Here is a 23719-nt window from a genome sequence, read left to right as displayed (position 1 = left end):
GTGTCCCGCACGGCGCCCTCGGGGTGGCCGTCCCAGGTGATCCGACCTCCCGTACGAAGACTTGACGAAGGGCGCTGCACAGAAGATGGCACCAAAGACGAAGACCGACAGTAACGGCCTGGTGGAGATGTCCTGGGATCCGATCACCCGGATCGTGGGAAGCCTCGGCATCCACACCAAGATCGACTTCAAGCAGAAGCGGGTGGCGGAGTGCTACAGCACGTCGTCGGTCTTCCGCGGCTACAGCGTGTTCATGCGGGGCAAGGACCCCCGCGACGCGCACTTCATCACCAGCCGCATCTGCGGCATCTGCGGCGACAACCACGCCACCTGCTCCGTGTACGCGCAGAACATGGCGTACGGAGTGAAGCCTCCGCACCTCGCCGAGTGGATCATCAACCTCGGCGAGTCCGCTGAGTACATGTTCGACCACAACATCTTCCAGGAGAACCTGGTCGGGGTCGACTACTGCGAGAAGATGGTCCGCGAGACCAACCCCGGCGTGCTGGAACTCGCCGAGCGCACCGAGGCGCCGCACGCGGCAGAGCACGGCTACCGCACGATCGCCGACATCATGCGCTCGCTCAACCCGCTCGAGGGCGAGTTCTACCGCGAGGCCCTCCAGGTCAGCCGCTACACGCGCGAGATGTTCTGCCTGATGGAGGGCCGCCATGTGCACCCCTCCACGCTCTACCCGGGCGGCGTGGGCACCATCGCGTCCGTCCAGCTCTTCACCGACTACATGAGCCGCCTCATGCGCTACGTGGAGTTCATGAAGCGCGTAGTGCCCCTGCACGACGACCTGTTCGACTTCTTCTACGAGGCCCTGCCCGGGTACGAGGAAGTAGGCCGCCGCCGCGTTCTGCTCGGCTGCTGGGGCGCGCTCAACGACCCCGAGTACTGCGACTTCACGTACGCCAACATGACCGACTGGGGACGGAAGATGTTCGTCACCCCGGGCATCATCGTGGACGGCAAACTCGTCACCAACGACCTCACCGAGATCAACCTGGGCATCCGTATCCTGCTCGGCAGTTCGTACTACGAGGACTGGCAGGGCAAGGAGCAGTTCGTCACCCACGACCCGCTCGGCAATCCGGTCGACCCGCGCCACCCCTGGAACCAGCACACGATCCCCGCCCCCCAGAAGCGCGACTTCGAGGGCAACTACAGCTGGGTGATGTCGCCTCGCTGGTTCGACGGCAAGGACTACCTGGCGCTCGACACCGGCGGTGGCCCCATCGCCCGCCTGTGGTCGACCGCACTGTCGGGACTCGTCGACACCGACTACGTCAAGGCCACCGGCAACAGCGTCGTCATCACCCTGCCCCGCACGATGACCAAGCCCGAGACGCGCTTCGAATGGAAGATCCCGAAGTGGAGCAACGCGCTGGAGCGCAACCGGGCGCGCACCTACTTCCAGGCCTACGCCGCCGCCATCGCGCTGCACTGCGCCGAGAAGGGCCTGGCGGAGGTCCGCGCCGGGCGTACCCAGACCTGGGAGAAGTTCGAGGTGCCCGACGAGGGCCTGGGCGTCGGCTTCACCGAGGCGGTACGCGGAGTCCTGTCCCATCACATGGTGATCCGCGACGGAAAGATCGCCAACTACCATCCCTATCCGCCGACTCCGTGGAACGCCAGCGTGCGGGACACCTACGGAACCCCGGGCCCGTACGAGGACGCCGTGCAGAACACGCCGATCTTCGAGGAGAACACCCCGGAGAACTTCAAGGGCATCGACATCATGCGGGCGGTGCGCAGCTTCGACCCCTGTCTGCCCTGCGGTGTCCACATGTACGTCGGCGGCGGCAAGACCGTGCAGAAGATGCACGTGCCGACCGGACTGAGCGGGCTGGCCGGATGAGCGCGTCCACCACCACGGCCCGGCCGCCCGGCGGAACGGCGGCGAACGCGGAGGAGGCCGGCCGGCGGGTCGAAGAAATCATCGACCACCTGACCGCCGAGGGTGACTCCGAAGCCGCCGGTGAGGCTGAGGAACTGGTGCGCGTACTGATGGACTTCTACGGCACAGGCCTGGCCCGCATGGTCTCGCTGCTCGAAGCCCCCAAGTCCAAGGGCGACCCGTTCGCCGCGCTGCTCGACGACGCCCTGGTCACCAGCCTGCTCGTCCTGCACGACCTGCACCCCGAGGACACCGCCACGCGCATCTCCCGTGCCTTGGGCAGCGTGCGCAGCCATCCCGTCGAGCTTCTGAGCTTCGACGACGCCACCGGCACGTTGCACCTGCGCTCCGCGGAGAGCTCGGGCTGCGGCTGCGCGAGCACCGCGGCGGCCGGCCGGCAGGAGGTGGAGGCTGCCCTCTCCTGTTTCGCGCCCGAGGTCACGACGGTCGAGATCGAGGGGGCGGCATCCTCGCAGGAACCCCCTCTGCTGCAGATCTCGCGGCCGCCCTCCGGTGCACTCGGCAGCGCACCCGCCTCGCCGAAGACACCATGAGCACGGCACACAAGCGGACACATCCGCCTGCATCGGGGCTGCGGCGGTTCGCCGCGCCGCGCACGTCTCGGCCTGAGGTGTGCGAACTGTGCGGAGCGCCGATCGACGACGGCAACCACCGGCACATGGTCGACACCGAGAACCGCGCCCTCGCCTGCGCCTGCACGCCGTGCGCCATGCTCTTCGAGCAGAGCGGCGCGGGTGGCGGGAGGTTCCGCACCGTCCCGGACCGCTATCTGGCGGACCCGGACCACCAACTCGACCCCGGTGCCTGGGAGCTCCTGCAGATCCCGGTCAGCGTCGCGTTCTTCTTCCGCAACGCCTCGCTCGACAGACTGGTCGCGCTCTACCCCAGCCCGGCGGGCGCCACCGAGAGCGAACTCGACCCGTCCACCTGGCAGACCGCACTCGGCAAGAGCCGTCTGGCCGAACTGCTCGAACCCGACGTGGAGGCTCTGCTCCTGCGCCGGGTGGAGGAGCGGACCGAGTGCTATCTCGTGCCGGTCGACATCTGCTACGAACTCGTGGGACGGATGCGCATGTTGTGGCAGGGCTTCGACGGCGGGGCGGAGGCCCGTGCCGATCTGACCGCGTTCTTCGATCACATCGCGCAGCGGTCCGGGACACCGGAGGAGGCGCACCGTCGATGACGGAGTTCTCGTTCTCCTGCGTCGGCGTGCGCGCCGACCAGTACGCCGCCGGCCCCACCCTGGTCTTCCGGCTGCGCATCGACGCATCCGAGCAGACGCGCGTGCACGCGCTCGCCCTGCGCTGCCAGATGCGCATCGAACCGGCCAGGCGCGGCTACGACGCCGACGAGGCCGAAGGACTGCATGACCTCTTCGGCCGCCGAGCCCGCTGGGGCAGCACCCTCCAGCCACTGCAGTTCGCACAGATCTCCCTCATGGTCCCCAGTTTCACCGGGCAGACGGAAGTCGACCTGGTCGTGCCCTGCACGTACGACATGGACGTCGCCTCCACCCGCTACTTCCACGCTCTGTCGAGTGGCGACGTGCCGCTCCTCATGCTCTTTTCCGGGACCGCGTTCACCGGGGCCGGAGGGTTCCACGTCGAGCCCGTGCCCTGGGACCGCGAGGCCGCCTACCTCATGCCGGTCAAGGTGTGGCAGGAGATGATCGACCAGCACTTCCCGGGAACCGGCTGGGTGAGGCTGCCCCGCGACACCATGGACGACCTGCTGGCCTTCCGTTCGCGTCGGGCGCTGTCCTCCTGGGAAGCGACGGTGCGCGCCCTCCTGGAATCCGCTGGCTCGGATGCTCTGTCCCAGACCACCGAGAGGTCGGCGCCGTGACGACAGCCGTGTTCAGCCAGGAGACGGAGTCACGGTTCGCCGCCGCCCGCGCGGTGGCCGACGCGGTGCTGTTCGAGGGCTACGTGCTCTATCCGTATCGGGCGTCGGCGGCCAAGAACCGGCTGCGCTGGCAGTTCGGAGTTCTGGTCCCGCCCGCCTGGGGCGCGGACTGCGACGAGCACGACTTCCAGCACACCGAGTGTCTGATGGAGCCCAGGACGGGCGCCACCCTGTCGGTCGAGGTGCGCTTCCTGCATGCTCAGCGCCGCACGGTGCAACGGGCCTGCCAGGACGGCTCGTTCGAGGACGCGTCCGAACTGTCGCTCCCGGACCGCGTGCTGGTTCCCTGGGACGAGGGCGCGGAGGAACGCGTCGAAGTGACCGCCACCGTGGCCGAGCTCGCCGGCGACGGAATCACTGTCCCCTTCAGCCGCCCCGCGCGCGAGGAGACCGAACTCGTACATGACGCCGAGGGCCGGCTGGTGGGACGACTGGTCCGCCGGTGCGAAGAGGTCAGCGGAGTCGTCCGTCTCTCCACGAGCGAAGTCGACGGCCCCTACCGGGTCTCCCGGCTGACCGCCGTGGTGGAGAACACGAGCACCTGGTCCCCGGACGACGGGAGAGCCGACCGTGACGCCGCGCTCCCGCACTCGCTCGTCGCCGCACACCTGTTGCTGTGTGTCAGCGCAGGCTCGTTTCTCTCCATGACCGATCCTCCGGAATGGGCCAAAGGCGTTGTCGCCTCGTGCCGCAACCTGCACACCTGGCCGGTCCTCGCCGGCGAGCCGGGCCGGGCGGACCTGATGCTGTCCTCGCCGATCATCCTGGAGGACCATCCGGCCGTCGCCCCCGAAAGTCCCGGAGCGCTGTACGACGCCACCGAGATCGACGAGATCCTGGCCCTGCGCACCGCGGCCCTCACGGATCAGGAGAAGCGTGAGGCCCGCGGTACGGACGCGAAGGCCGCCGCCGTGATCGACCTGGCCGAATCCATGCCTCCCGAGGTGCTGGAACGCCTGCACGGCGCGGTTCGCTCACTCCGGGAAGTAACAGGCTCTGCCCCGAAGGCGCCCGGCGACGAGGTCGAAGCGGACCTTCTCGTCGAGCCGGGTCAGCCGCATGTCGTCATGCCCGAGACCCCCTGGTGGAATCCGGAGGGCGACGCCGGCCTGGACCCGGCCCGCGACGAGATCTCGGTCGACGGCCGGCCGGTGAGTGCCGGAAGCCGGGTGATCCTGCGCCCGGGACGGCGCCGCACCGACGCCCAGGACCTCTTCCTGCACGGAAGCACCGCGCTTGTCGAGGCCGTGTTGCACGACGTCGACGGCGGCGTGCATCTGGCGGTGACCGTCGAAGGCGACCCCGGCGCCGACATCCGTCGGGAGCAGGGCCGTTTTCTGTACTTCCAGCCCGACGAAATCGCACTACTGGAGGACAAGTGACCGGGGCCAACACGACCGGCGCTCGAACCCTCGTCGCCGGCGTGGGGAACATTTTTCTCGGCGACGACGGATTCGGCGTCGAGACGGTGCGCGTACTCGCAACACACCATCTTCCCGGGCATGTCGAGGTCATGGACATCGGTGTACGGGGTGTGCACCTCGCGTACCAACTGCTCGACGGATACGACACCCTCGTGCTCGTCGACGCCACCGCCCGAGGCGGTGACCCTGGAACGCTCTACCGCATCGAAGTCGATTCGCCTGGTGACATCGCGCCGCAAGCCCCCGTGCTCGACGGCCATCACATGTCACCGGACGCGGTCCTGGCCCTGCTGGAGACCCTCTGCTCCGGGACCGGCGGCACACCTCCCGGCCGCACCGTCGTGGTCGGCTGCGAGCCCGCCTCCCTGGAGGAATGCATCGGTCTGAGCGCTCCGGTGGCCGCCGCGGTTCCGGAAGCCGTGCGTCTGATCCAGGCGATCGTGTGTGAGGGCGAGGCGCCTGCAGTCGGGACCGCTGCCCATGAGGCCCGTAAGTGAGGAGAGGTTCATGAAGAAGTCCGTGATCGGGGCCATCGCCGTCGTCGCGCTCGCTGCGCTGGCTCGGCAGTTCATGCCCGACGTCCAGCGCTACCTGCGTATGAGAAGCATGTAACGGCCTGCTTGCGCCGAACGGTGCACCCGGGCAGGGGAGTCGGCGAGCCCCGTGGTCGCTCGGCAGCGGGCCCCCTGTAATGGAGCCGAGCGCAATGGCCGCCCCACGATCGGCCTCTGCCGGGACGGAGACCGATGCACGAGATGTCCATCGCCATGGCTGTCGTCGGCCAGGTGCAAGAGGCGGCGGAACTGAACGGCGGCGTCACCGCGGTCAGTTCGGTGCGACTACAGGTCGGCGAGCTCGCCGGAGTCGTCCCGGACGCCCTGTCCTTCTGCTTCGAACTCGCCTGCGCCGAAACCCTCCTTGAGGGGGCTGAACTTGTCACCGAGTCCGTGCCCGGCCGGGCACGTTGCTCACCTTGTGCCGACGAATGGGCGGTGGGCATGCCGCCGCGGCTGTGCTGTCCGCGCTGCGGTGAGCCGACGCCCGAGCTGCTGGCGGGCCGAGAGCTGCAGATCGTCAGCGTGCGCTGGGAGGAAGAGCCGACCGCCCGCCAACGAACCTGCGAACCGATCTCCGAGGAGCGCTGAGACATGTGCCGAACCGTGGACCTGCACCAGGCGGTGCTCGCCAAGAACGACGCGACCGCACATGCTCTACGCGCCGAACTCGCGGGCCGCGGCACCACGATGATCAATCTGCTGTCCAGCCCCGGAAGCGGGAAGACGGCCCTGCTGGAACGCGAACTCCTGCGCGCGCGTGAGCGCGGAGTGCCGACCGCCGCGCTGACCGCCGACCTCGCCACCGAGAACGACGCCAGACGACTGGCCCGGTCGGGCGTGCCGGTCAAGCAGGTGCTCACCGACGGGCTGTGCCACCTCGAAGCCTCGATGCTCGGGCGGCACCTGGAAGGCTGGCTGCCGGAAGCCACCCGCCTGCTGTTCGTGGAAAACGTCGGGAATCTGGTCTGCCCGGCCTCCTACGACCTCGGAGAGGACCTTCGGGTCGTCCTCGCGTCAGTCACCGAAGGCGAGGACAAGCCTCTGAAGTACCCCACTGCCTTCGGCCTCGCGCACCTGGTCGTGGTCACCAAGGCCGACATCGCCGAAGCCGTCGAGTTCGACGAGGAGGCCTTCCGCGCGCACGTCGAGCAGGTCAACCCCGGAGTGGAGGTGGTCCTGACGTCGGCCCGACGGGGCAGCGGCGTGGGGGAGTTGCTCGATCGTGCCCTCGCGGTTGCGGACGGCGGGGCCGTCCACGAACCGGTCATGGCCGCACAGCCGCACGAGCACCACCATCACGATCACGTGGACGATGTCGTCATGACGCGGCCCCTCCTGTGAGCACACTTCAGCCCGGCCCGGCCGTCGCCCAGGCGGTTCAGCGCCGTCGCGTCACCGTACGAGGTGTCGTACAGGGTGTCGGGTTCCGTCCGTTCCTGTACACCCTGGCCACGTCGCTGGAGCTGGCAGGGCACGTGACGAACACCGAGGACGGTGTCGTCGCCGAGGTCGAGGGAGATCACTCCGCCGTCGCCCGGTTCTGCGACCGGATCGCTCAACAGGCCCCGCCACTGGCCCTGGTGGAGTCCGTGGAACACGAGCAGGTCCCCCTCACGGGTGGCAGCGGATTCGCCATCGTCGCCTCGCGGTCGCAGGGATCGTCACGCACACTCGTCTCCCCTGACACGGCCACCTGTGCCGCGTGCCTCGCCGAAATGACCGACCCCGGCGACCGTCGGCACCGTCACCCGTTCATCACGTGCACACACTGCGGGCCGCGCTTCACCATCGTCACCGGTCTCCCTTACGACCGTGCGCACACCACCATGGCCGGCTTCCCGATGTGTGCCGAATGCACAAGCGAGTACACGGACCCGGCAGACCGCCGATTCCACGCCCAGCCCGTCTCCTGCCGTTCCTGCGGCCCGCGCCTGAGCCTTGTGTACGGGTCGCCCCGACCCGATACCGACGTCGACCCGATCCACGAGGCACGCGCCCTCCTGGCCGCCGGCGCCATCCTCGCCGTCAAGGGCATCGGCGGCTACCACCTCGCTTGCGACGCCGAGAACTCCCAGGCCGTGGCCGCGCTGCGCAGCCGCAAGGGACGGGGCGACAAGCCGTTCGCGGTGATGGTGAAGCGCCTCGCCGACATCGAGCACCTGGTGCGCATCAGTCCCCCCGAGCGGACCCTTCTCACTGGTAGAGCCCGGCCGATTGTCCTGCTGAGAGGCCGAATTGAAGCTCCGTCAGGGGATCTTCGACTCTCGGACGCGGTGGCACCGGGCAGTCCCGATCTGGGGGTCATGCTTCCGTACACCCCCGTGCACCACCTGCTGCTCGGCCTGCCCGGGGACCCGGACGGGCCGCGAGTGCTGGTGATGACGAGCGGCAACGTGGCCGGTGAGCCCATCGTCACCGACGACGCCGAGGCATTGGAGCGGCTGGCGCCGCTGGCCGACGCGTGGCTCACCCACGACCGCCCCATCCACGTGCCCTGCGACGACTCCGTGGTGCGCGTGTGCGACGGGGAACGGATGACGGTACGCCGCGCTCGTGGCTACGCCCCGCTGCCGGTCTCCCTGCCGGTGCCCGTCAGGCCGTCGCTCGCGGTGGGGGGTGACCTCAAGAACACGTTCTGCCTCGGCGAAGGCGGGAGGGCCTGGCTGTCCGCGCACATCGGAGACATGGACGACCTCCAGACGCAGCACGCCTTCGCGCGCGCAGAGCGGCAGTTGGAGACGATCACAGGTGTGGAGCCCGGAGTGCTGGCGTCGGACCGGCACCCCGGTTACCGATCCGGGCAGTGGGCCGAACGGCACGCGAACTCCCGCCGGGTCGTACGGGTGCAGCACCATCACGCTCATGTCGCCGCGGTCATGGCCGAGCACGGCCTGGACGGCACCGAGCCTGTCATCGGCATCGCATTCGACGGCACGGGATACGGCGACGACGGGGCGGTGTGGGGCGGCGAGATCCTGCTGGCGGATTACGACACGTCCCGGCGTCTTGGGCATCTGGCGTACGTCCCCCTGCCGGGCGGCGACGCCGCCGTGAGCCGCCCGTACCGGATGGCGCTCGCGCATCTCCGGGAGGCGGGCATCGAATGGACGGACGACCTGCCCAGTGTGATCGCCTGCCCGCATGACGAACGGCGGGTACTGGCACGGCAGTTGGAGCGGAGTCTGAACTGTGTGCCGACGTCGAGCATGGGCCGGCTCTTCGACGCCGTCTCATCCCTGGCAGGTGTGTGTCACCTGGTGGGATACGAGGCGCAGGCCGCCATCGAGCTGGAGGCTGCCGCGCTGCGGGCGGCCGTGGACGGAGACGGCGCCGGCTACCGATTCGCGCTGAGCCCGGAAACGTCGGAGCCGATGACTGCCGACCCCGGGCCTGTGGTGAGAGCCGTGGTCGAGGACGTTCGCGCAGGCGCGGAGCCGGAGGTCGTCGCGGCCCGCTTCCATGCTGCGGCAGCAGATCTCGTGCGCCGGATCTGTGCGGTGGCGCGCGATCGGTACGGCACGGCCACTGTCGTCCTGACCGGTGGTGTGTTCGCCAACGTCCTGCTGTCCTCGGCTTGCGCACGGGGGCTCGGGGAGGACGGATTCACAGTGCTGCGTGCCGGCGAAGTCCCGCCGAACGACGGGGGGCTGGCGCTCGGTCAGTTGATGATCGCGGGGCGTGCAATCGCAGTATGACACCGCAGTCGGCAAGCCGGATCGGACCACCACAGCGAGGAGAGTCCCCATGTGCCTGGCGGTACCCGGGAGAGTGACGGAAATCGAGGATCGAGACGGCACCCGCATGGCCACCGTCGACTTCGGCGGCGTGGTCAAGGAGGTGTGCCTGGAGTACCTGCCGGACCTTCAGGTGGGCGAATACGCCATCGTCCATGTGGGATTCGCGCTCCAGAAACTGGACGAGGAATCGGCAAGGCAGACGCTGGAGCTCTTCGAGAATCTCGGCATGCTCCAGGAGGAGTTCGGCGACCCGTGGGAGCTTGCGGCCGAAGCAAGCGGACCTCAGTGGGCCGACAACGAGGAAGTTCCACAGGAGGCCCAACAGTGAAGTACCTCGACGAGTTCCAGGATCCGGACCTGGCGCGGCGTCTGCTCGACGACATCCACTCCGTGGTGACAAGGCCATGGGCCCTCATGGAAGTGTGCGGCGGACAGACGCACACCATCATCCGGCATGGAATCGATCAACTCCTGCCCGATCAGGTGGAGTTGATTCACGGGCCGGGGTGTCCCGTGTGCGTCACCCCGCTCGAGGTCATCGACAAGGCTCTCGAGATCGCCTCCCGGCCGGGAGTGATCTTCTGCTCCTTCGGTGACATGCTGCGGGTGCCGGGCACCGGGCGAGACCTCTTCCAGGTGCGCGGTGAGGGCGGCGACGTGCGCGTCGTGTACTCGCCGCTGGACGCTCTGCACATCGCCCAGCAGAACCCCGACCGGGAAGTGGTGTTCTTCGGCATCGGCTTCGAAACGACCGCCCCGCCCAACGCCATGACGGTCTATCAGGCACGCAAGCTGGGCATCAGGAACTTCAGTCTCCTGGTGTCGCACGTGCGGGTCCCGCCGGCGATCGAGGCCATCATGCAGTCCCCGAACTGCCGGGTCCAGGGATTCCTCGCCGCCGGACATGTCTGCAGCGTGATGGGCATCGGCGAGTATCCCGAACTCGCGGACCGTTATCGCGTTCCGATCGTGGTCACCGGCTTCGAACCTCTCGACATTCTGGAAGGCGTACGCCGGACCGTGCTGCAACTGGAGCGGGGTGAGCACACGGTCGACAACGCTTATCCGCGCGCCGTCCGGCCCGAGGGAAATCCCGCGGCCCAGGCCATGCTGGCGGACGTCTTCGAGGGCACCGACCGGGCCTGGCGCGGCATCGGTGTCATCCCGGACAGCGGCTGGCGGCTCTCCTCCCGGTACCGCGACTTCGACGCCGAGCACCGATTCTCGGTGGCCGGCATCGACACCCGTGAACCCGCGGAGTGCCGCAGCGGCGAAGTTCTGCAGGGCTTGCTGAAGCCGAACGAGTGCGCCGCATTCGGCACCACCTGCACACCGCGCAACCCACTCGGAGCCACGATGGTCTCGAGCGAGGGTGCGTGTGCCGCCTACTACCTGTACCGACGCCTCGACATCACCACCGCACCGCTGGAGGCGAGCCCCGTTGCCTGAGACCACCCGACTCACAGCCGTGGACCCGACCGCATGGACCTGCCCGGTCGCATTGCGTGATCATCCGAGGGTGGTGATGGGACACGGCGGGGGAGGGGCCCTGTCCGCCGAACTGGTGCAGCACATCTTCGCACCCGCCTTCGGCGGCGAGACGCTGTCGCAGCTCGGCGACTCCGCCGCCATCTCCCTCGGCGGTGTCCGGATGGCGTTCTCCACCGATTCCTACGTGGTGCGGCCCCTGTTCTTCCCGGGCGGCAGCATCGGCGACCTCGCGGTCAACGGCACCGTCAACGACCTCGCCATGAGCGGCGCACGGGCCGCCTACCTGTCCTGCGGCTTCATCCTGGAAGAGGGTGTCGAGATGTCCGTCGTGGCTCGGGTCGCCGAGACCCTCGGCGCGGCCGCACGGCGCGCGGGAGTCGAGGTGGTGACCGGTGACACGAAGGTCGTCGAAAGCGGTCACGGAGACGGTGTCTTCATCAACACCGCCGGGATCGGGCTCATCCCGTCAGGCGTGGACATCCGCCCCCAGCGTGTCGTCCCCGGCGACGTCGTCATCGTCAGCGGTGACATCGGCGTTCACGGAGTCGCGATCATGAGCGTGCGTGAGGGTCTGGAATTCGGTGTCGAGATCGAGAGTGACTGTGCGGCGCTGGGCGGCCTGGTGGACTGCATGCTTGCCGTAACGCCGGACCTCCACGTGCTGCGCGACCCCACCCGGGGCGGACTGGCCGCCGCGCTCAACGAGATCGCGGTCGCCTCCGGCGCCGGCGTCGTCATCCGGGAAGGTGACGTGCCTGTCCCGCCTGCCGTGGCCAACGCGTGCGCGATCCTGGGTCTCGACCCCCTCTACGTGGCCAATGAGGGCAAACTCGTGGCGTTCGTTCCGCGCGAACACGCGGACGCCGTCCTCGATGCGATGCGCGCACATCCACTGGGTGCGAACGCGCGAGTGATCGGCGAGGCCGTCGCGGAGCATCCGGGCATGGTGGTGGCCCGCACAGGCCTGGGCGGCACACGCGTCGTCGACCTGCCGATCGGCGAACAACTCCCCCGGATCTGCTGACGATCGGAGCAGTTCGGACAGGCGGTGCGACGGAGCCTGGATGTGGGCGGCGGTGCCCCGGCTGAGCACCGCCGCAGGGCCGCACCGTCGCGGTGGACATGGCAGCCGTGCCGCCGAGGGCACCGCCTGGCGGGGACAGGAGAAACACATGCGCGCGAACCGCATCATCGCCAACCTCCATGTAGCCGACGTCGACACGGCGAAGGGCTTCTACGCCGACTACCTCGGGCTGCGCACCGAGGAGTTCAACATGGGGTGGGTGGCCCGGTACACGTCTCCCGAGACGGGGGCGAGCATCCAGCTCGCCACGCGTGACGCCACCTCATCCGCGGACTCGGCCGTCTCCGTGCTCACGAACGACGTCGACTCCGTCTACGCGGAGGCGCAGGAGTTGGGTTTCACCTGGAGCCGCGCGTTGGAGGGTCGATCACCAGCACGAGCTTCCCGCGCACGTGGCCGTCCTCGCTGACCCGGTGTGCCTTGGCGATTTCGGCGAGCGGGAAGGTCTGCACGACGGGGAGTGAGAAGCTCCCGGAATCGATCAACTCGCCGATCTCGCCGAGCACATGGACCGCACGGCCGGTGTCCCCCCGGCTGAATGTCACCCCGTGCTCCTGAGCGCCGGTGAAGTCGGCGATCGTCACGACATGCTCCGGGCCGCCCGCGAGCCCGATGAGCTCGGGCAGGATGCCGCTCCCGGCCACGTCGAGTGCGAGATCGACGCCTTCGGGCGCGAGTGCGTGAACCCGGTCGACGAGGCCCTCGCCGTAGGCCACGGGCTCGGCCCCTAGCGAGCGAAGATATTCATGGTTCGACGGACTCGCGGTCCCGATCACGCGCGCACCGCGCACCACGGCGAACTGAACCGCGGCGCTGCCGACGCTTCCGGAAGCGCCATTGATCAGCAGCGTACTGCCGCTCACTACGCCGAGCTGGTCGAGCGCGCGCATGGCCGTCTCGTTGGCGGCCGGCAGCGCGGCAGCGCCGGGGAAGTCGAGCGACGGCGGGATCGGCGCGTAGTACGACAGCACCGCCAGCTCTGCCTGGGCCGCCCCCTCGGAGGAGAAGCCGAACACGCGGTCGCCGACGACCACGTCCGTAACGCCGTCGCCCAGCTCGTCGACGATGCCCGCCGCCTCGTAGCCCAGAGTCTGCGGGAGTTCCTCATCCATCAGGCCCTTGCGCTTCTTCCAGTCGCTCGCGTTGATGCCGGCTGCGCGCACCGCGATCCGGACCTCGCCCGGACCCGGATGCGGATCGGGCAGATCCACGATCTCCAGAACCTCCGGGCCACCGAACCTGCTGAAACGGACTGCCCTCATCATTCACTCCGATCTCGACCCCGAGGTGTCGCGGGTTGCCCCGCATGGACAGCCTGCCACCCTCGTCTGCCGGACCCGAGTCAGCACCACACGCCCGGCGGAGAACGCGCCGGCGCCCGATCCAGTGGCACACCGCCTCGATCAACGTGAGCGATGTGTGGTCCGACAAGTCCAGCGCGTCCGCGCCGACGGCGTCAGCATCTAGTCCCTCTGCAATGGCCACAGATCGGCGCAGCACATTGCGCTGAATCCTGGCCAATCACCGCCGCGAACGCCCCGGAGCGCCAACTGTGACTTCCCCATCCCCGCCCCACCGTTGATCGTCACCAGTCCCGGCTCTCTCAGCGCCCCGTCCGGCAGCCCGGTCAGGTCCTGACCGCCCAGCTGACCGGCACCGGGCCGGAGCTGCCCGCCGGGCGCGGCCGGGGAGGCGGGCCGTGGCGCTCATGGCCGTCGTGTTGGGGCTGCGCTGCGTCGGCAGGCTGCCCCCGGAAAGCACGGTGAGGGCCGTGGCCGCCGTATGGTCCCGAACGACGGGCAACCCCTCGGAGGCATCGACATCGGATCACCCTCTGTGACCGCACGGCACGGCAGCGGCTCTCAAGGACCATCCCCGTCAACGTGCCTATGCCAACCGGGAGATGAGCAACAGCGTCCCCCTGCTATGGTGCGCCGATGTCATCGATCAAGAAGTTCCAAGTCACCTTCGACTGCGCGGATCCTGAGCGCGTCGCTCGTTTTTGGTGCGAGGTGTTGGGGTACGTCGTACCGCCGGCGCCCGAGGGGTTTGCTACTTGGGACGATTACAATCGCTCGCTGCCGCCTGAGCGTCAGGGTTCAGGGTTTGTCTGCATGGATCCCTCAGGCGTGGGCCCGCGAATGTACTTCCAGCGCGTTCCCGAAGGCAAAGTTGTCAAGAACCGGGTGCATCTTGACGTGCGGGTCGGCACCGGGCTCGTGGGTGAAGAGCGCCTCGCCGCACTGGAGGCCGAGTGCGCACGTCTGGTCCCGCTCGGCGCGGTACGCGGGCAACTCCTGCTTGCCGATGAGTACAACGAGTCGTGCCTCGGGATGCAGGACATCGAGGGCAACGAGTTCTGCCTCGACTGAGCATGCTCCGAGAGGGCAAGGTGGAGAGGCGGCGTCACCGTGCTTGTCGTCGAGGTCGCCGCGGGATGGGTTGAGCATGTGGTGCACGGCCACATCCCAGTCGCCGGGTGCCAGGTCGTCGCTGTAGGCCAGTGGCGCCCGGTGCTGGGCAATCAGCCCTTCCGCCAATTCGGCCCACGGCGGCGTGGTGCGGGGCCCGAAGTCGTTCCGCAACTTGGGGACTTGGGTTTGTGCCTGGTTGCCATCGCGCTCCATCGGTCAGCGCGATGACCATGACCGGCTGCCTTCGTACACCGGGCCTTCTCCACGCGCTCGGCGCGTTCCGCTACAGCTGCCACATGCGCGAGCACTCGCAAGTCCCGGCGACGGCGTTCCCGCTGCTGAGGCTGGCGCCGGTTCTGCAAGCAGCCACCGCGCTGGACGCCGTCGTGGCCCCGGCGGGACCTTCAGCCGGTGGCCACGACAGGCCGCCCCTCGCGGAGGCACTGCTCGAGGCGTTGCAGGAACCCGTCGAAGGGCTCGTCATCGGGCCAGGTGTCGTAGGCGGTAATGGCGGCGGCCAGTGCGAGGTTCACCTGCAGGGTCGCGGTGAGCTCGTCGGCGGGGGTGGCACGGGATGACACCCACTTCCTCAGTTCGGTGAAGAACGCCTCGCCGAAGTTCTGGCCCGACTGAGCGAGGGCCGGTGACTGGGCCTTCAGGCGGCGCTGCAGGGGCATGCGGTCGCGCAGGCTTTCGAGGAACCCGGTCAGGATTGCGGTCAGCGATTCCCACAGCGGCTCGTCCGCGGGCCGGTCGTCCATGAGGGTCTGCCAGGCGCCCCGCTCCTCGGAGTCCTGGTCGAAGACCACGGCTTCCTTGCCGGCGAAGTAGTTGAAGAAGGTGGCGCGCGAGACATTCGCCGCGGCCACGATCTGCTCGACGGTCGTGGTCTCGTAGCCCTGCTCTTCGAACAGCTGCAACGCAGCGGTCCGGATGGCGCGCCAGGTCGCCAGTTTCTTGCGCTCCCGCAGGTTCATGCATCCTCTTTCTCTTCCTGGCTCCATTCTATGGCTGTTCGTGGACGAATATATGTTTGGATGCATCCATGCTTCAGGGTGGCGGCGTGCTCTCTGACTCTTTCTGTTCGGTCTCCGGGACCGCACGGGGGCGGAGGCAAGCGTGACGGCGCAGCAGGGCGGCCCATTGCTCGTGGCGTGGTCGTGGCGGGCAGCGTGGAGCGCTAGCGGACGAAAGCCTCGGACACCGCCCACAGGCGAGCCGCGTTGTCGGGGTCGAGTGCGTACGGCGCGACACCCGCGACGGTGCCGGCCCGCTGAGTTACCGGCTTCGCCTCCGCGCAGTCCTCGAAGTAGCGGCCGGTGATGCCCTCCACTGTCGGAGAGGCGGCCATCAGGACCGAGGTCGCGGCGCCCTGCTCCACCGTCTTGCCCGGCGGCAGGGCGAGTTCGCCCGAGGCGATGAAGTCGGCCACCTGCTGCATGTCCATGTGCCGGGCCAGTGACGTGTCGGCGATGTTGCCCGGCATCAGCGCGTTGGCGGTGATGCCGTCGTCGGCCCAGCGCTCGGCGGCGCCGGCGGCGAACAGGGCGTTGGCCGTCTTCGACTGCCCGTAGGAGGTCCACGGGTCGTAAGGGCGGAAACGGTAGTCCAGGTCGTCGAAGACCACCGGCGAGAAGAGATGGCCGATGGAACTCACCGAGACGACCCGGGCTCCGCCGGCCGCCGCCAGCGCCGGGTGGAGTCCGACAGCGAGGGCGAAGTGCCCCAGGTGGTTGACGCCGAACTGCATCTCGCGCCCTTCAGGGGTGCGGGCGAGCTCCGGCGGGGCCATCAGTCCGGCGTTGTTCACGAGGATGTGCAGCGGGCCGTCCCAGGCCGATACGAACTTTGTGACCGTCGAGCGGTCGGCGAGGTCGAGCCGTCCCACGGTCAACTTCCCCGAGCCGGAGGGTAGTTCGGCTTCCAGACGCTCGGTCACGCGCGCGCCCGCGTCGGTGTTCCGCACGGCCAGCGTGACGTCGGCACCCGCCGCGGCGAGCGCCCGGACCGTCTCCACGCCGATTCCGGAACTGGCTCCGGTCACGACGGCCCGGCGGCCGTGCAGGTCGACGCCGTCGAGGATCTCGGCGGCGGTAGTGGTGGCCCCGAAGGTGCGGGGCGTCTGCGGTGCGGTCATGGGGGGTGTCTCCTGCAGGTGAGGGAACCGAGGGGCGTGCGGTGCGTGGCCGGAGCCTCGGGTGTGCGTGTGGTGGATGTTGTTCGTAGCCAACTGAAACGGCGCCGGGCTGGGCGTCGTACGTGACGCAGCGCGGCGCGCCCGCTCAGCCCTGCGCGATCCGGGACACGTCTTGCCAGTCGGCCCACGTCTGCAGACGCTGGGCGTAAATGGGCTCGAGGATCTCGATCGGCTCGGTGCCGAACAGCACCCGCAGCGGCGGGTTCTCCGCGTCGACGATCCGAAGCAATGCGGCCCCGGCGTCGGAAGCCTCGGCGTACCGGGCGTCGCCGAGGCGGGCCCCGATGGCCTCGCGGACCTGGTCATAGGCGGGGTTCGGGTCTGCGTGTACGCCGGAGGAGCCGGCCCAGTCGGTGCTGAAGCCGCCCGGCTCGACCACGGTGACCTTGATCCCCGCGCCGGCGACCTCCTGGGCGAGAGCTTCGCTGAATCCCTCGAGGGCCCACTTGGAGGCATGGTATCCGCCGAGAGAAGGGAAGGCGGCGACGCCGCCGACGGACGAAATCTGCACGATGTGGCCGCTGCCCTGGGCGCGCATGATCGGCAGTACGGCCTGGGTGACCCAGAACGCGCCGAAGAGGTTCGTCTCCATCTGGTCGCGCAGCTGCTGTTCGGTGACCTCCTCGATCATGCCGAACAGGCCGTAGCCGGCGTTGTTGACGACCACGTCGAGGCGGCCGAACTTCTCGTGCGCGACGGCCACCGCGGTGGCGACGCCTGCCTTGTCTGTCACGTCGAGAGCCAGGGGCAGAACCGCGTCGTCGCCGTACTTGGTGACCAGATCGTCCAGCGACGCCACGTTCCTGGCGGTCGCGGCAACCCTGTCCCCGCGCTCCAGGGCCGACTCGGCGAACGAGCGGCCGAGGCCGCGGGACGTACCGGTGATGAACCAGACCTTGCTCATGGTGTCTCCTTCGGGACCGGCCTTCCGGAACTGACCTCCGGGGCCGATTCCACTGTAGCGCAAAACGTAGACTCATCTAAAAATAGACTTGCCCATGAATATTTGGCTGGGGTCTGGGTGCTCTCCGTGGGGGGGAATCCGACGGCCGGCTGCCAGCCGTCGAGCGCCTGCGTCCCCTCGGGTGCGTCGCGGTCGCCGAGCTGGCCGACCGGGCCGGCGTGACCAGGGCCACCTTCTACAAGCACTCCAGCAGCCCTCTGGAGCTGTTGATCCAGGTGCTCGATGCCGATCTGGACCGCGGGCGCGAACTCGAAGAGCGCCGGCACGCCCAGGGTGGCCTCTCGGCCGAGCGGAGGGTTCGGACGGCTGTCGATGAGGTGGTCGACCACGTGGAGCGCTTCGCGGGGGTGGGCGAGCAGTCGCTCGGAGATCCGGCGGACCGCGGCGTCTACAAGGCGCTGGTGAGCCACTTCGCGCACGATGCCATGGCCTTCATGGACCGCCGCGCGCATCCGGCGCTCCCGGGGGCGAACCGCGAGGTGATCGCCCAGTTCGTGGCCCATGGCTTCGCCGGCGCCATCCGGGCGTGGATGGCCGACGATGCTGTCGCCAAGGGCGACCTCGTTGACGCCGCCCTGGCCTGCGCTCCCGCGTGGTGGACCTGAGCCAGGCCGAGAGGTGCCCATCCAACCGATTACGGCCCGGGGGTGCCGTGGCCTGGAAAACGGTGTGGTCAGGCGCCCCGCGGGAGCCGGCCCAGCGATCAGCCTGCGCTGGGCTCATGGATTTCGGGAGGAAGCGGAGGCCCCGGGGAACGGTATGAACTGGCCCCGGGGATACGGTTGTTGTCGCGACCGGGCCTCGGCATGATGGGTGTCGCGTGCCGTGGAATGGCGCTGACCATCCTCACCCGTGATGAGGCCTAGCCGAGACCCTGTCGCGATATAGCGTTAGTCTTCTGATTGCGCCGCAGCCCGCGTCGCGCGGAGACGTTCGACAGGACCAGGACGGAAGCATGTCGGGAGAGATTTCGCCCACCGGGAAGCGCTCCGGCCCCGGCTCGCCGCCCGAGCTGCGGGCCTCTCACGCGGACCGGGACCGGGTGGTGGATGTGCTGCGTATCGCGGCGGGGGACGGCCTGCTGACCGCGGACGAGTTGGACGAGCGCCTGGAAGTCGCCCTGTCGGCGCGGACCTTGAGCGAACTGGCCGCGGTCACCGCCGACCTGCCGCCCGCATCGGCTACGGCCGGCGGGACTGGAGCAGAGGTCAAGGACGTAGTTCGGATCGAACAGGTCCACAGCGGCGCCGTCGAGCGCGTGGGGCGCTGGGTGGTGCCGCGGAGGCTCGAGCTCGCGGTGACGTACTGCGAGGTGATGCTCGACTTCACTGACGCCGTGATCACGCACGACACCTTGCGGATCGACGTGGGTATGACGGGGAAGACCCTGACGCTGGTCACGAGGCCGGGCATCGTGGTCGATATTGATGCTCTGCAGCTGGTGCACAGCAGGGTCAAGTACCGTCACACGCCGACGAATCCTGATACGCCGGTCACTCTGCGAGTGGAGTTGGCTGGTCAGAAGGCCCACGGCCGCGTGGTGGTGCGGCCCCCGCGTCGGACGTTCGGGCAGTGGCTGCTGCGCAGGCCTACGTCCCTTTCTCCAGGTAATTGACTCGATCGTTGTGGACTGCCGACGGGGCGGTCGCTGAGGTTTCCTTCAGCTGAGCGATGTTCGGGTGCTGCGGGTGCGGCCGCTGGAAGCCGACTCGCCGGGGCAGCCACACAACGGCAGTGCCATTCCGGCGGCCTTGCCGGGCATTGTCGGAACCAGCGACCGGGCTCAGCGGATCTCGGACGGGACGCAGTGACCGCCAACGTGCTCGGCTATGACACCACGGGGCGGCGCTGGGGCTGTGCGCCTGTGTCGGCGGGGTCTCGGTCGGTCCGGTCGAGATCAGCCATGAAGTGCATCCACCGGTAGAACATGTCCCCGCGTTCGCGGAGTTCCGTGTACAGCGATTGGCTCAGCTCCCGCCGCACGGAACGGTAATTCGGGGACGGGTAGACGTTGAGCAACTCGTGAGGGTCTTCTTCGAGGTCGTACAGCTCGTTGACGCTCTCCGGGTTCCAGACCAGCTTGTAGCGATCGGTGCGGATCATCCGCTGCGGGTAGGGGAAGTGATGGCCGTGGAACTCGGCGAGGATGTGCCGACGCCAATCCGTCGGCTCTTCGCCGTGCACCAGCGGGAGCAAGCTCTGGCCGTCTCCCGGTATGTCGGGTGTGATGCCCGCGAGGTCGCGGATCGTGGCGGTGAAGTCGATGAGTGAGGTGAACTGCCCGACCGCGGTCGGTTGGGCCCCCGGTATGCGTATGAGGCCGGGAATCCGGTAGATGTCCTCGTACATCGCGGGTCCCTTGTCGTTGAGACGGTGGGCACCGGTGAATTCGCCGTGGTCGGCTGTGAACATGATCGCCGTGCTCGCATAGAGCCCGGCATCGTCCAGGACGTCGAGCAGCCTGCCGATCTGGTCGTCGATCATCGTGACGTAACCCCAGTACACGGCGATCAACTTGCGCCACTCGTCGGCACTGAAATGGTCGGCGGACCAGTACTCGTTGTACCGCTCCTGAACCTCGGGTTTGCCGGCGAAGGTCTCCGCCATCGACGCGGGGAGGATGACGTCGGCGGGGTCGTACATGTCGTAGTACTTGTCCGGAACCAGGTAGGGAAGGTGTGGACCGAAGTACTGGCACGCGAGGTAGAACGGTTTTCCGCTGTCCTGGTGGTCGGAGACATAGCCGCGCAACGTGTCAAGCGCCCGATCGGTCAGGAACTGCTCGAACGACGCCTCGGTCGGCTGGTCGAGGCGGCCCGCGATGAGATGGCCCGGTGACCCGTCGGGGAGGACACCGTGGGCGGCGTCCTGGACCTGGGGCTTCACCTGGCCCGTGCGGTCGAGCCAGTTGAGGTAGCCCGGAAGGTTCGTGCCGTTGACGGCGCCGGGAAGATGTTCGGCGTCGTGCCCGTAGTATTCCGGCCCCCGGTCGCGTCCGACGTGCCACTTGCCCACATGCCCGACGTTGTAGCCGGCCGACCTGAGTTCCCGCGACAGGATGGGCAGACCGTCCGGAAGTTCCTCGCGGCCACCGCTGTTCCACTCGTAGTTGGCCAACAGCTGGTGCCGGAACGGGTGCAGGCCGGTGAGCAGGCTGGCGCGGGCCGGTGTGCAGATGGCCGTCGGGGTGTAACAGCGGTCGAGCCGCGCGCCGTCGCCGGCGATCCGGTCGAGATTCGGGGTGCGAACGATGTCGTTCCCGTAGCAGCCGAGGGTGTCGATCCGATGCTGATCGGTCATCAGGAAGAGGATATTGGGCTTCTCAGCCATCTTCTCGGTCGTCTTTTCAGTCATCTTCTCGGTCATCTTCGCTGTCTCTTTCAGGTGCTCGTCGCGGGGGTCAGATGGTTTCGGGCTGCTTGGTGGTGGCGTCCTTGACGGCGGTGGTCTCCGGCCACTTTCCGCCGTTCTCCCAGTAGTCCTTGATGCGGTCGAGTGACCGTCCCTTGGTCTCCGGAGCGAGCTTCCACATGAAGACCCACGAGGCGAGGGTGATGACCACGAATCCGAGGAAGACGAATTCTCCGCCTACCGCGTCGAGAATCGTGAGGAAGAACTGCGCGATGAAGAGATTGATGCCGAAGTCGACGGTCAGAGTGATCGACGCACCCGCCGCGCGCAGGGGACCGGGGAGGCTCTCCGACGCGTATACCCAGATCAACGCGCCCAGTCCCAGCCCGAATCCGGCCTGGAAGAGCATGAATCCGAGAATCGCCAGTACCTGCATCGAGGTGGTCCGCACACCGGTGAAGTACGTGAGAGCGATGAGCCCGTGGGCGACCGCCATGACTGTGAGTCCGGTCAGCATCAGAGGCCGGCGCCCGATGCGGTCGACCTTGAGGGCCGAGAAGGTGGTGGCGATCGCCGTGACCACCTGAATGCCCGCGGGAATCAGCAACAGTGAGGTGTATCCGCTGAAGCCCATGGACTGCAGGATCAGGGGCTTGTAGTAGACCAGTGCGTTGATGCCGGTCAGCTTCATGATGGCGCCCAGACCCACCAGGAAGACGAGGGCCCGCAGGTAGGGCCGGCGTACGAGGACGCGCAGCGACTCGCCACGGCGGCGGGGGCCTGTCGTCTGCGTGTCGAGGGTCGCCTGGAGTTCGGCGAGAGCGCGGGCGGTGTCGGCACTCGGGTCCAGCTTGCGCAGGGCTTCTTCCGCGTGCTGGTGCCGACCCTTCATCACGTACCAGCGCGGGGTGTCCATCCGGGTGCACAGCACCCAGAAGACGCCGACGGCGGGAATCGCGGCCACGCCCAGGATCCATCGCCAGGACTCGGTGGGAGCCAGGAGATATGCGGCGGCGTAGGCCAGCATGATGCCGATGCAGTTGGCGAGCTGGTAGATCACGACCAGGCCGCCGCGGTTCGTGCTCGGCGAGCATTCCGCGACGTAGACCGGTGCGGCGACGGTGGATATCCCGATGGCGACGCCCAGCAGCAGTCTCGATGCGTCGAGAACGGGCAGGTTCGGTGCCAGCGCGCAGGTGAGGGCGAAGATTCCGAAGGCGGCCGTGACCACCAGCATTCCGCCCCGGCGGCCGATCGCGTTGATCAGCCGCCCCGCGAGCAGGGCACCGATCAGCTGGCCCATGCCAAGGATCGTGACGAAGGACGCGGCCTGTGCAGTGGTGAGACCGAAATCGCCGGGGAGGAACAACAGCGCGCCTGCGCTGGCGCCGACGTCGTAGCCGTAGATGACGCCGACGGCAGCAGCGCTGCCGACGATCATGCGGGACGCTCTGTTCGGGCGTGAGCCTGGCTCGGACGAGCGCAGAGAGAGTCGCACGACGTGCCTTTCTGTCCTGTGGGGTTGACGGAACACATGGAGAGGCGGGGGCGAGGGCGTGCGCGGCGGCATGCTTCGCCGCGACGGTGGGGCGCACACCGGACGAGGTCGTCCGGGACGTTGCAGGTGATTCGGATGGTGCTTCTGCCCTGCTTGCTTGGCAGCACCGCCTGTTGGGCTCCGGCGGTCCCGGGTGGCGCGAAGCGTCAGGAGGGGGTCGGCCCAGCCCTGACTACGAAGGGCTCCTGGGGCGCGTCCCGTCGGGAGGCGAGCAGCCGAGCACCGTCGAGAGATCCCCCGGAGGGCTGCACGCGCGGCAGTTCGTACCCGGACCCGGCCAGGAAGGCGTCGAACTCGGACAGCAGCGCGTCTCCCAGGTGGACGAGTCCTCCGGTCACGGCCACGCGCAGGGGCGACGTGCCACCGATCCGGCGGGCCACGGCGACGACGGTCTCTCCCCAGGCGGTCGCGGCCTCGCGCAGGATGCCGATGGACACCTCGTCACCGGCGGAGGCCGCCTTCGCGACGATCGGCGCGAAAGCCGCCGTTGCTCTGGCGGTGTTGCCGCCCTGGTCCAGCGCGCCGGGGAGCCCGTCGAGCGGGCCGTGCAGCTGCGCGGCGGATTCCTGCAGGACAGTCGCCGGCCCTCGGCCGTCGTGTGCCCTCAAGACAGCTCGCAGTCCGGCACGCCCGATCCACGATCCACTGCCCTCGTCGCCCAGCCACGGACCCCAGCCGTCCACCCGGGCGAACGTTCCGTCATGGCCCAGGCCCACGGCCACCGTTCCCGTCCCGGCCGCCAGCACGATGCCTGGTGAGCCACCGACGGCTCCGGCGTGCGAAGTGATGGCGTCGCTGGTGACCGCGACCTCACCTGCGGCGAGCGTGGTCAGCAGCCGCTGTGCCAGCTCACGGGCCGCCGATGGCGAGGTGGCCGCTCCCCGCGGCTCCGACGCACACCGCGTCGGGTATGCGGACTCCGGCCCGGTCGAGGGCGGCTCGCCCCGCCGTGAGAACGGCCTTCTCGGCGAGCGGCACGCCATCCGGCTGCGCCAGTCCCGGAGCCCCATGGGCTTCACAGGTCTCATGCGGTTCGACGGAGCCGGCCGTCCACACGGCGGCACGGCAGCCGGTCTTGCCCACATCTACGGCCAGCACAGCAGCCAAGGAAGC

The 23719-nt window shown here is 68.5% G+C and carries 25 protein-coding genes; 17 read left to right on the top strand and 8 right to left on the bottom strand.

What is annotated here, in order from left to right; translation table 11 throughout:
- Positions 1-85: 85 nt before the first annotated feature.
- The 14 genes from OG574_RS02930 (at position 86) to OG574_RS02870 (ending at position 12531) form a co-directional block, all read left to right on the top strand.
- Complete coding sequence (locus tag OG574_RS02930) at positions 86-1864, top strand: nickel-dependent hydrogenase large subunit (RefSeq protein WP_100593648.1); 1779 nt, start codon at positions 86-88, stop codon at positions 1862-1864.
- On the top strand, positions 1861-2457 hold the full coding sequence (locus OG574_RS02925) for a hypothetical protein (RefSeq protein ID WP_326771690.1): 597 nt from the start codon (positions 1861-1863) through the stop codon (positions 2455-2457). The genes OG574_RS02930 and OG574_RS02925 overlap by 4 nt, the downstream gene beginning before the upstream one ends.
- The gene (locus OG574_RS02920; RefSeq protein WP_326771689.1) at positions 2454-3107 is read left to right on the top strand and encodes a DUF5947 family protein; all 654 of its coding nucleotides are present in this window, start codon (positions 2454-2456) and stop codon (positions 3105-3107) included. The genes OG574_RS02925 and OG574_RS02920 overlap by 4 nt, the downstream gene beginning before the upstream one ends.
- Positions 3104-3769 carry a DUF6084 family protein gene (locus OG574_RS02915; protein ID WP_326771688.1) on the top strand — a complete coding sequence of 222 codons (666 nt, stop codon included), beginning with the start codon at positions 3104-3106 and terminating at the stop codon, positions 3767-3769. The genes OG574_RS02920 and OG574_RS02915 overlap by 4 nt, the downstream gene beginning before the upstream one ends.
- Positions 3766-5211: a hypothetical protein gene (locus tag OG574_RS02910; RefSeq protein WP_326771687.1), complete on the top strand. Its 1446-nt coding sequence runs from the start codon at positions 3766-3768 to the stop codon at positions 5209-5211. The genes OG574_RS02915 and OG574_RS02910 overlap by 4 nt, the downstream gene beginning before the upstream one ends.
- Positions 5208-5750, top strand: coding sequence for a hydrogenase maturation protease (locus OG574_RS02905; protein ID WP_326771686.1), 543 nt, complete (start codon positions 5208-5210; stop codon positions 5748-5750). Before OG574_RS02910 ends, OG574_RS02905 begins: the two co-directional genes overlap by 4 nt.
- A 10-nt stretch (positions 5751-5760) precedes the next feature.
- On the top strand, positions 5761-5865 hold the full coding sequence (locus tag OG574_RS52645) for a DUF6893 family small protein (protein ID WP_383089476.1): 105 nt from the start codon (positions 5761-5763) through the stop codon (positions 5863-5865).
- A gap of 134 nt (positions 5866-5999) precedes the next feature.
- Positions 6000-6398 carry a hydrogenase maturation nickel metallochaperone HypA/HybF gene (locus OG574_RS02900; RefSeq protein ID WP_326771685.1) on the top strand — a complete coding sequence of 133 codons (399 nt, stop codon included), beginning with the start codon at positions 6000-6002 and terminating at the stop codon, positions 6396-6398.
- Between the two features lie 3 nt (positions 6399-6401).
- Complete coding sequence (gene hypB / locus OG574_RS02895; protein ID WP_326771684.1) at positions 6402-7151, top strand: hydrogenase nickel incorporation protein HypB; 750 nt, start codon at positions 6402-6404, stop codon at positions 7149-7151.
- Complete coding sequence (gene hypF / locus OG574_RS02890) at positions 7148-9505, top strand: carbamoyltransferase HypF (RefSeq protein WP_326771683.1); 2358 nt, start codon at positions 7148-7150, stop codon at positions 9503-9505. Before hypB ends, hypF begins: the two co-directional genes overlap by 4 nt.
- 49 nt (positions 9506-9554) lie before the next feature.
- Entirely contained in the window at positions 9555-9875 is a 321-nt protein-coding gene (locus OG574_RS02885) for a HypC/HybG/HupF family hydrogenase formation chaperone (RefSeq protein ID WP_326771682.1), read from the top strand.
- Positions 9872-10996: a hydrogenase formation protein HypD gene (gene hypD, locus OG574_RS02880; protein ID WP_326771681.1), complete on the top strand. Its 1125-nt coding sequence runs from the start codon at positions 9872-9874 to the stop codon at positions 10994-10996. The genes OG574_RS02885 and hypD overlap by 4 nt, the downstream gene beginning before the upstream one ends.
- Positions 10989-12062 carry a hydrogenase expression/formation protein HypE gene (gene hypE, locus OG574_RS02875; RefSeq protein ID WP_398377435.1) on the top strand — a complete coding sequence of 358 codons (1074 nt, stop codon included), beginning with the start codon at positions 10989-10991 and terminating at the stop codon, positions 12060-12062. Before hypD ends, hypE begins: the two co-directional genes overlap by 8 nt.
- A gap of 148 nt (positions 12063-12210) precedes the next feature.
- A complete protein-coding gene (locus tag OG574_RS02870) occupies positions 12211-12531 on the top strand; it encodes a VOC family protein (protein WP_326771680.1) in 321 nt (106 codons plus the stop codon).
- On the opposite strand, the gene OG574_RS02865 is transcribed toward OG574_RS02870, so the two are convergent.
- Entirely contained in the window at positions 12461-13384 is a 924-nt protein-coding gene (locus tag OG574_RS02865) for an NADP-dependent oxidoreductase (protein WP_326778344.1), read from the bottom strand. The genes OG574_RS02870 and OG574_RS02865 overlap by 71 nt on opposite strands.
- A gap of 675 nt (positions 13385-14059) precedes the next feature.
- On the opposite strand from OG574_RS02865, the gene OG574_RS02860 reads away from it, so the two are divergent.
- A complete protein-coding gene (locus OG574_RS02860) occupies positions 14060-14494 on the top strand; it encodes a VOC family protein (RefSeq protein WP_100593892.1) in 435 nt (144 codons plus the stop codon).
- Between the two features lie 446 nt (positions 14495-14940).
- Here OG574_RS02860 and OG574_RS02855 read toward each other — a convergent pair whose 3' ends face one another.
- The 3 genes from OG574_RS02855 to OG574_RS02845 form a co-directional block, all read right to left on the bottom strand.
- The gene (locus tag OG574_RS02855; protein ID WP_326771678.1) at positions 14941-15513 is read right to left on the bottom strand and encodes a TetR/AcrR family transcriptional regulator; all 573 of its coding nucleotides are present in this window, start codon (positions 15511-15513) and stop codon (positions 14941-14943) included.
- Positions 15514-15716: 203 nt separating this feature from the next.
- Positions 15717-16673 (bottom strand): SDR family NAD(P)-dependent oxidoreductase, encoded by a 957-nt coding sequence (locus OG574_RS02850; protein ID WP_326771677.1) that lies wholly within the window; start codon positions 16671-16673, stop codon positions 15717-15719.
- A gap of 145 nt (positions 16674-16818) precedes the next feature.
- Positions 16819-17637: an SDR family NAD(P)-dependent oxidoreductase gene (locus OG574_RS02845; RefSeq protein WP_326771676.1), complete on the bottom strand. Its 819-nt coding sequence runs from the start codon at positions 17635-17637 to the stop codon at positions 16819-16821.
- A gap of 218 nt (positions 17638-17855) precedes the next feature.
- Here OG574_RS02845 and OG574_RS02840 point away from each other — a divergent pair, with 218 nt between their 5' ends.
- Both OG574_RS02840 and OG574_RS02835 read left to right on the top strand, forming a co-directional pair.
- Complete coding sequence (locus OG574_RS02840; RefSeq protein ID WP_326771675.1) at positions 17856-18302, top strand: TetR-like C-terminal domain-containing protein; 447 nt, start codon at positions 17856-17858, stop codon at positions 18300-18302.
- A 350-nt stretch (positions 18303-18652) separates the two neighbouring features.
- The gene (locus OG574_RS02835) at positions 18653-19312 is read left to right on the top strand and encodes a DUF1707 SHOCT-like domain-containing protein (protein ID WP_326771674.1); all 660 of its coding nucleotides are present in this window, start codon (positions 18653-18655) and stop codon (positions 19310-19312) included.
- A gap of 212 nt (positions 19313-19524) precedes the next feature.
- Here OG574_RS02835 and OG574_RS02830 read toward each other — a convergent pair whose 3' ends face one another.
- The 4 genes from OG574_RS02830 to OG574_RS02815 form a co-directional block, all read right to left on the bottom strand.
- The gene (locus OG574_RS02830) at positions 19525-21063 is read right to left on the bottom strand and encodes a sulfatase-like hydrolase/transferase (RefSeq protein WP_442816790.1); all 1539 of its coding nucleotides are present in this window, start codon (positions 21061-21063) and stop codon (positions 19525-19527) included.
- A 34-nt stretch (positions 21064-21097) separates the two neighbouring features.
- A complete protein-coding gene (locus tag OG574_RS02825) occupies positions 21098-22489 on the bottom strand; it encodes a sugar porter family MFS transporter (RefSeq protein ID WP_326771673.1) in 1392 nt (463 codons plus the stop codon).
- A gap of 263 nt (positions 22490-22752) precedes the next feature.
- Complete coding sequence (locus tag OG574_RS02820) at positions 22753-23394, bottom strand: N-acetylglucosamine kinase (protein WP_326778342.1); 642 nt, start codon at positions 23392-23394, stop codon at positions 22753-22755.
- A 61-nt stretch (positions 23395-23455) separates the two neighbouring features.
- Entirely contained in the window at positions 23456-23713 is a 258-nt protein-coding gene (locus OG574_RS02815; RefSeq protein WP_326778846.1) for a hypothetical protein, read from the bottom strand.
- Between the last annotated feature and the right edge of the window lie 6 nt (positions 23714-23719).

Origin of the sequence: Streptomyces sp. NBC_01445 (assembly GCF_035918235.1) — a bacterium.
Lineage (GTDB): Bacteria > Actinomycetota > Actinomycetes > Streptomycetales > Streptomycetaceae > Streptomyces.
Note: the sequence above shows the minus strand (reverse complement) of the source record. Positions and strands in the feature narration are given on the sequence as shown.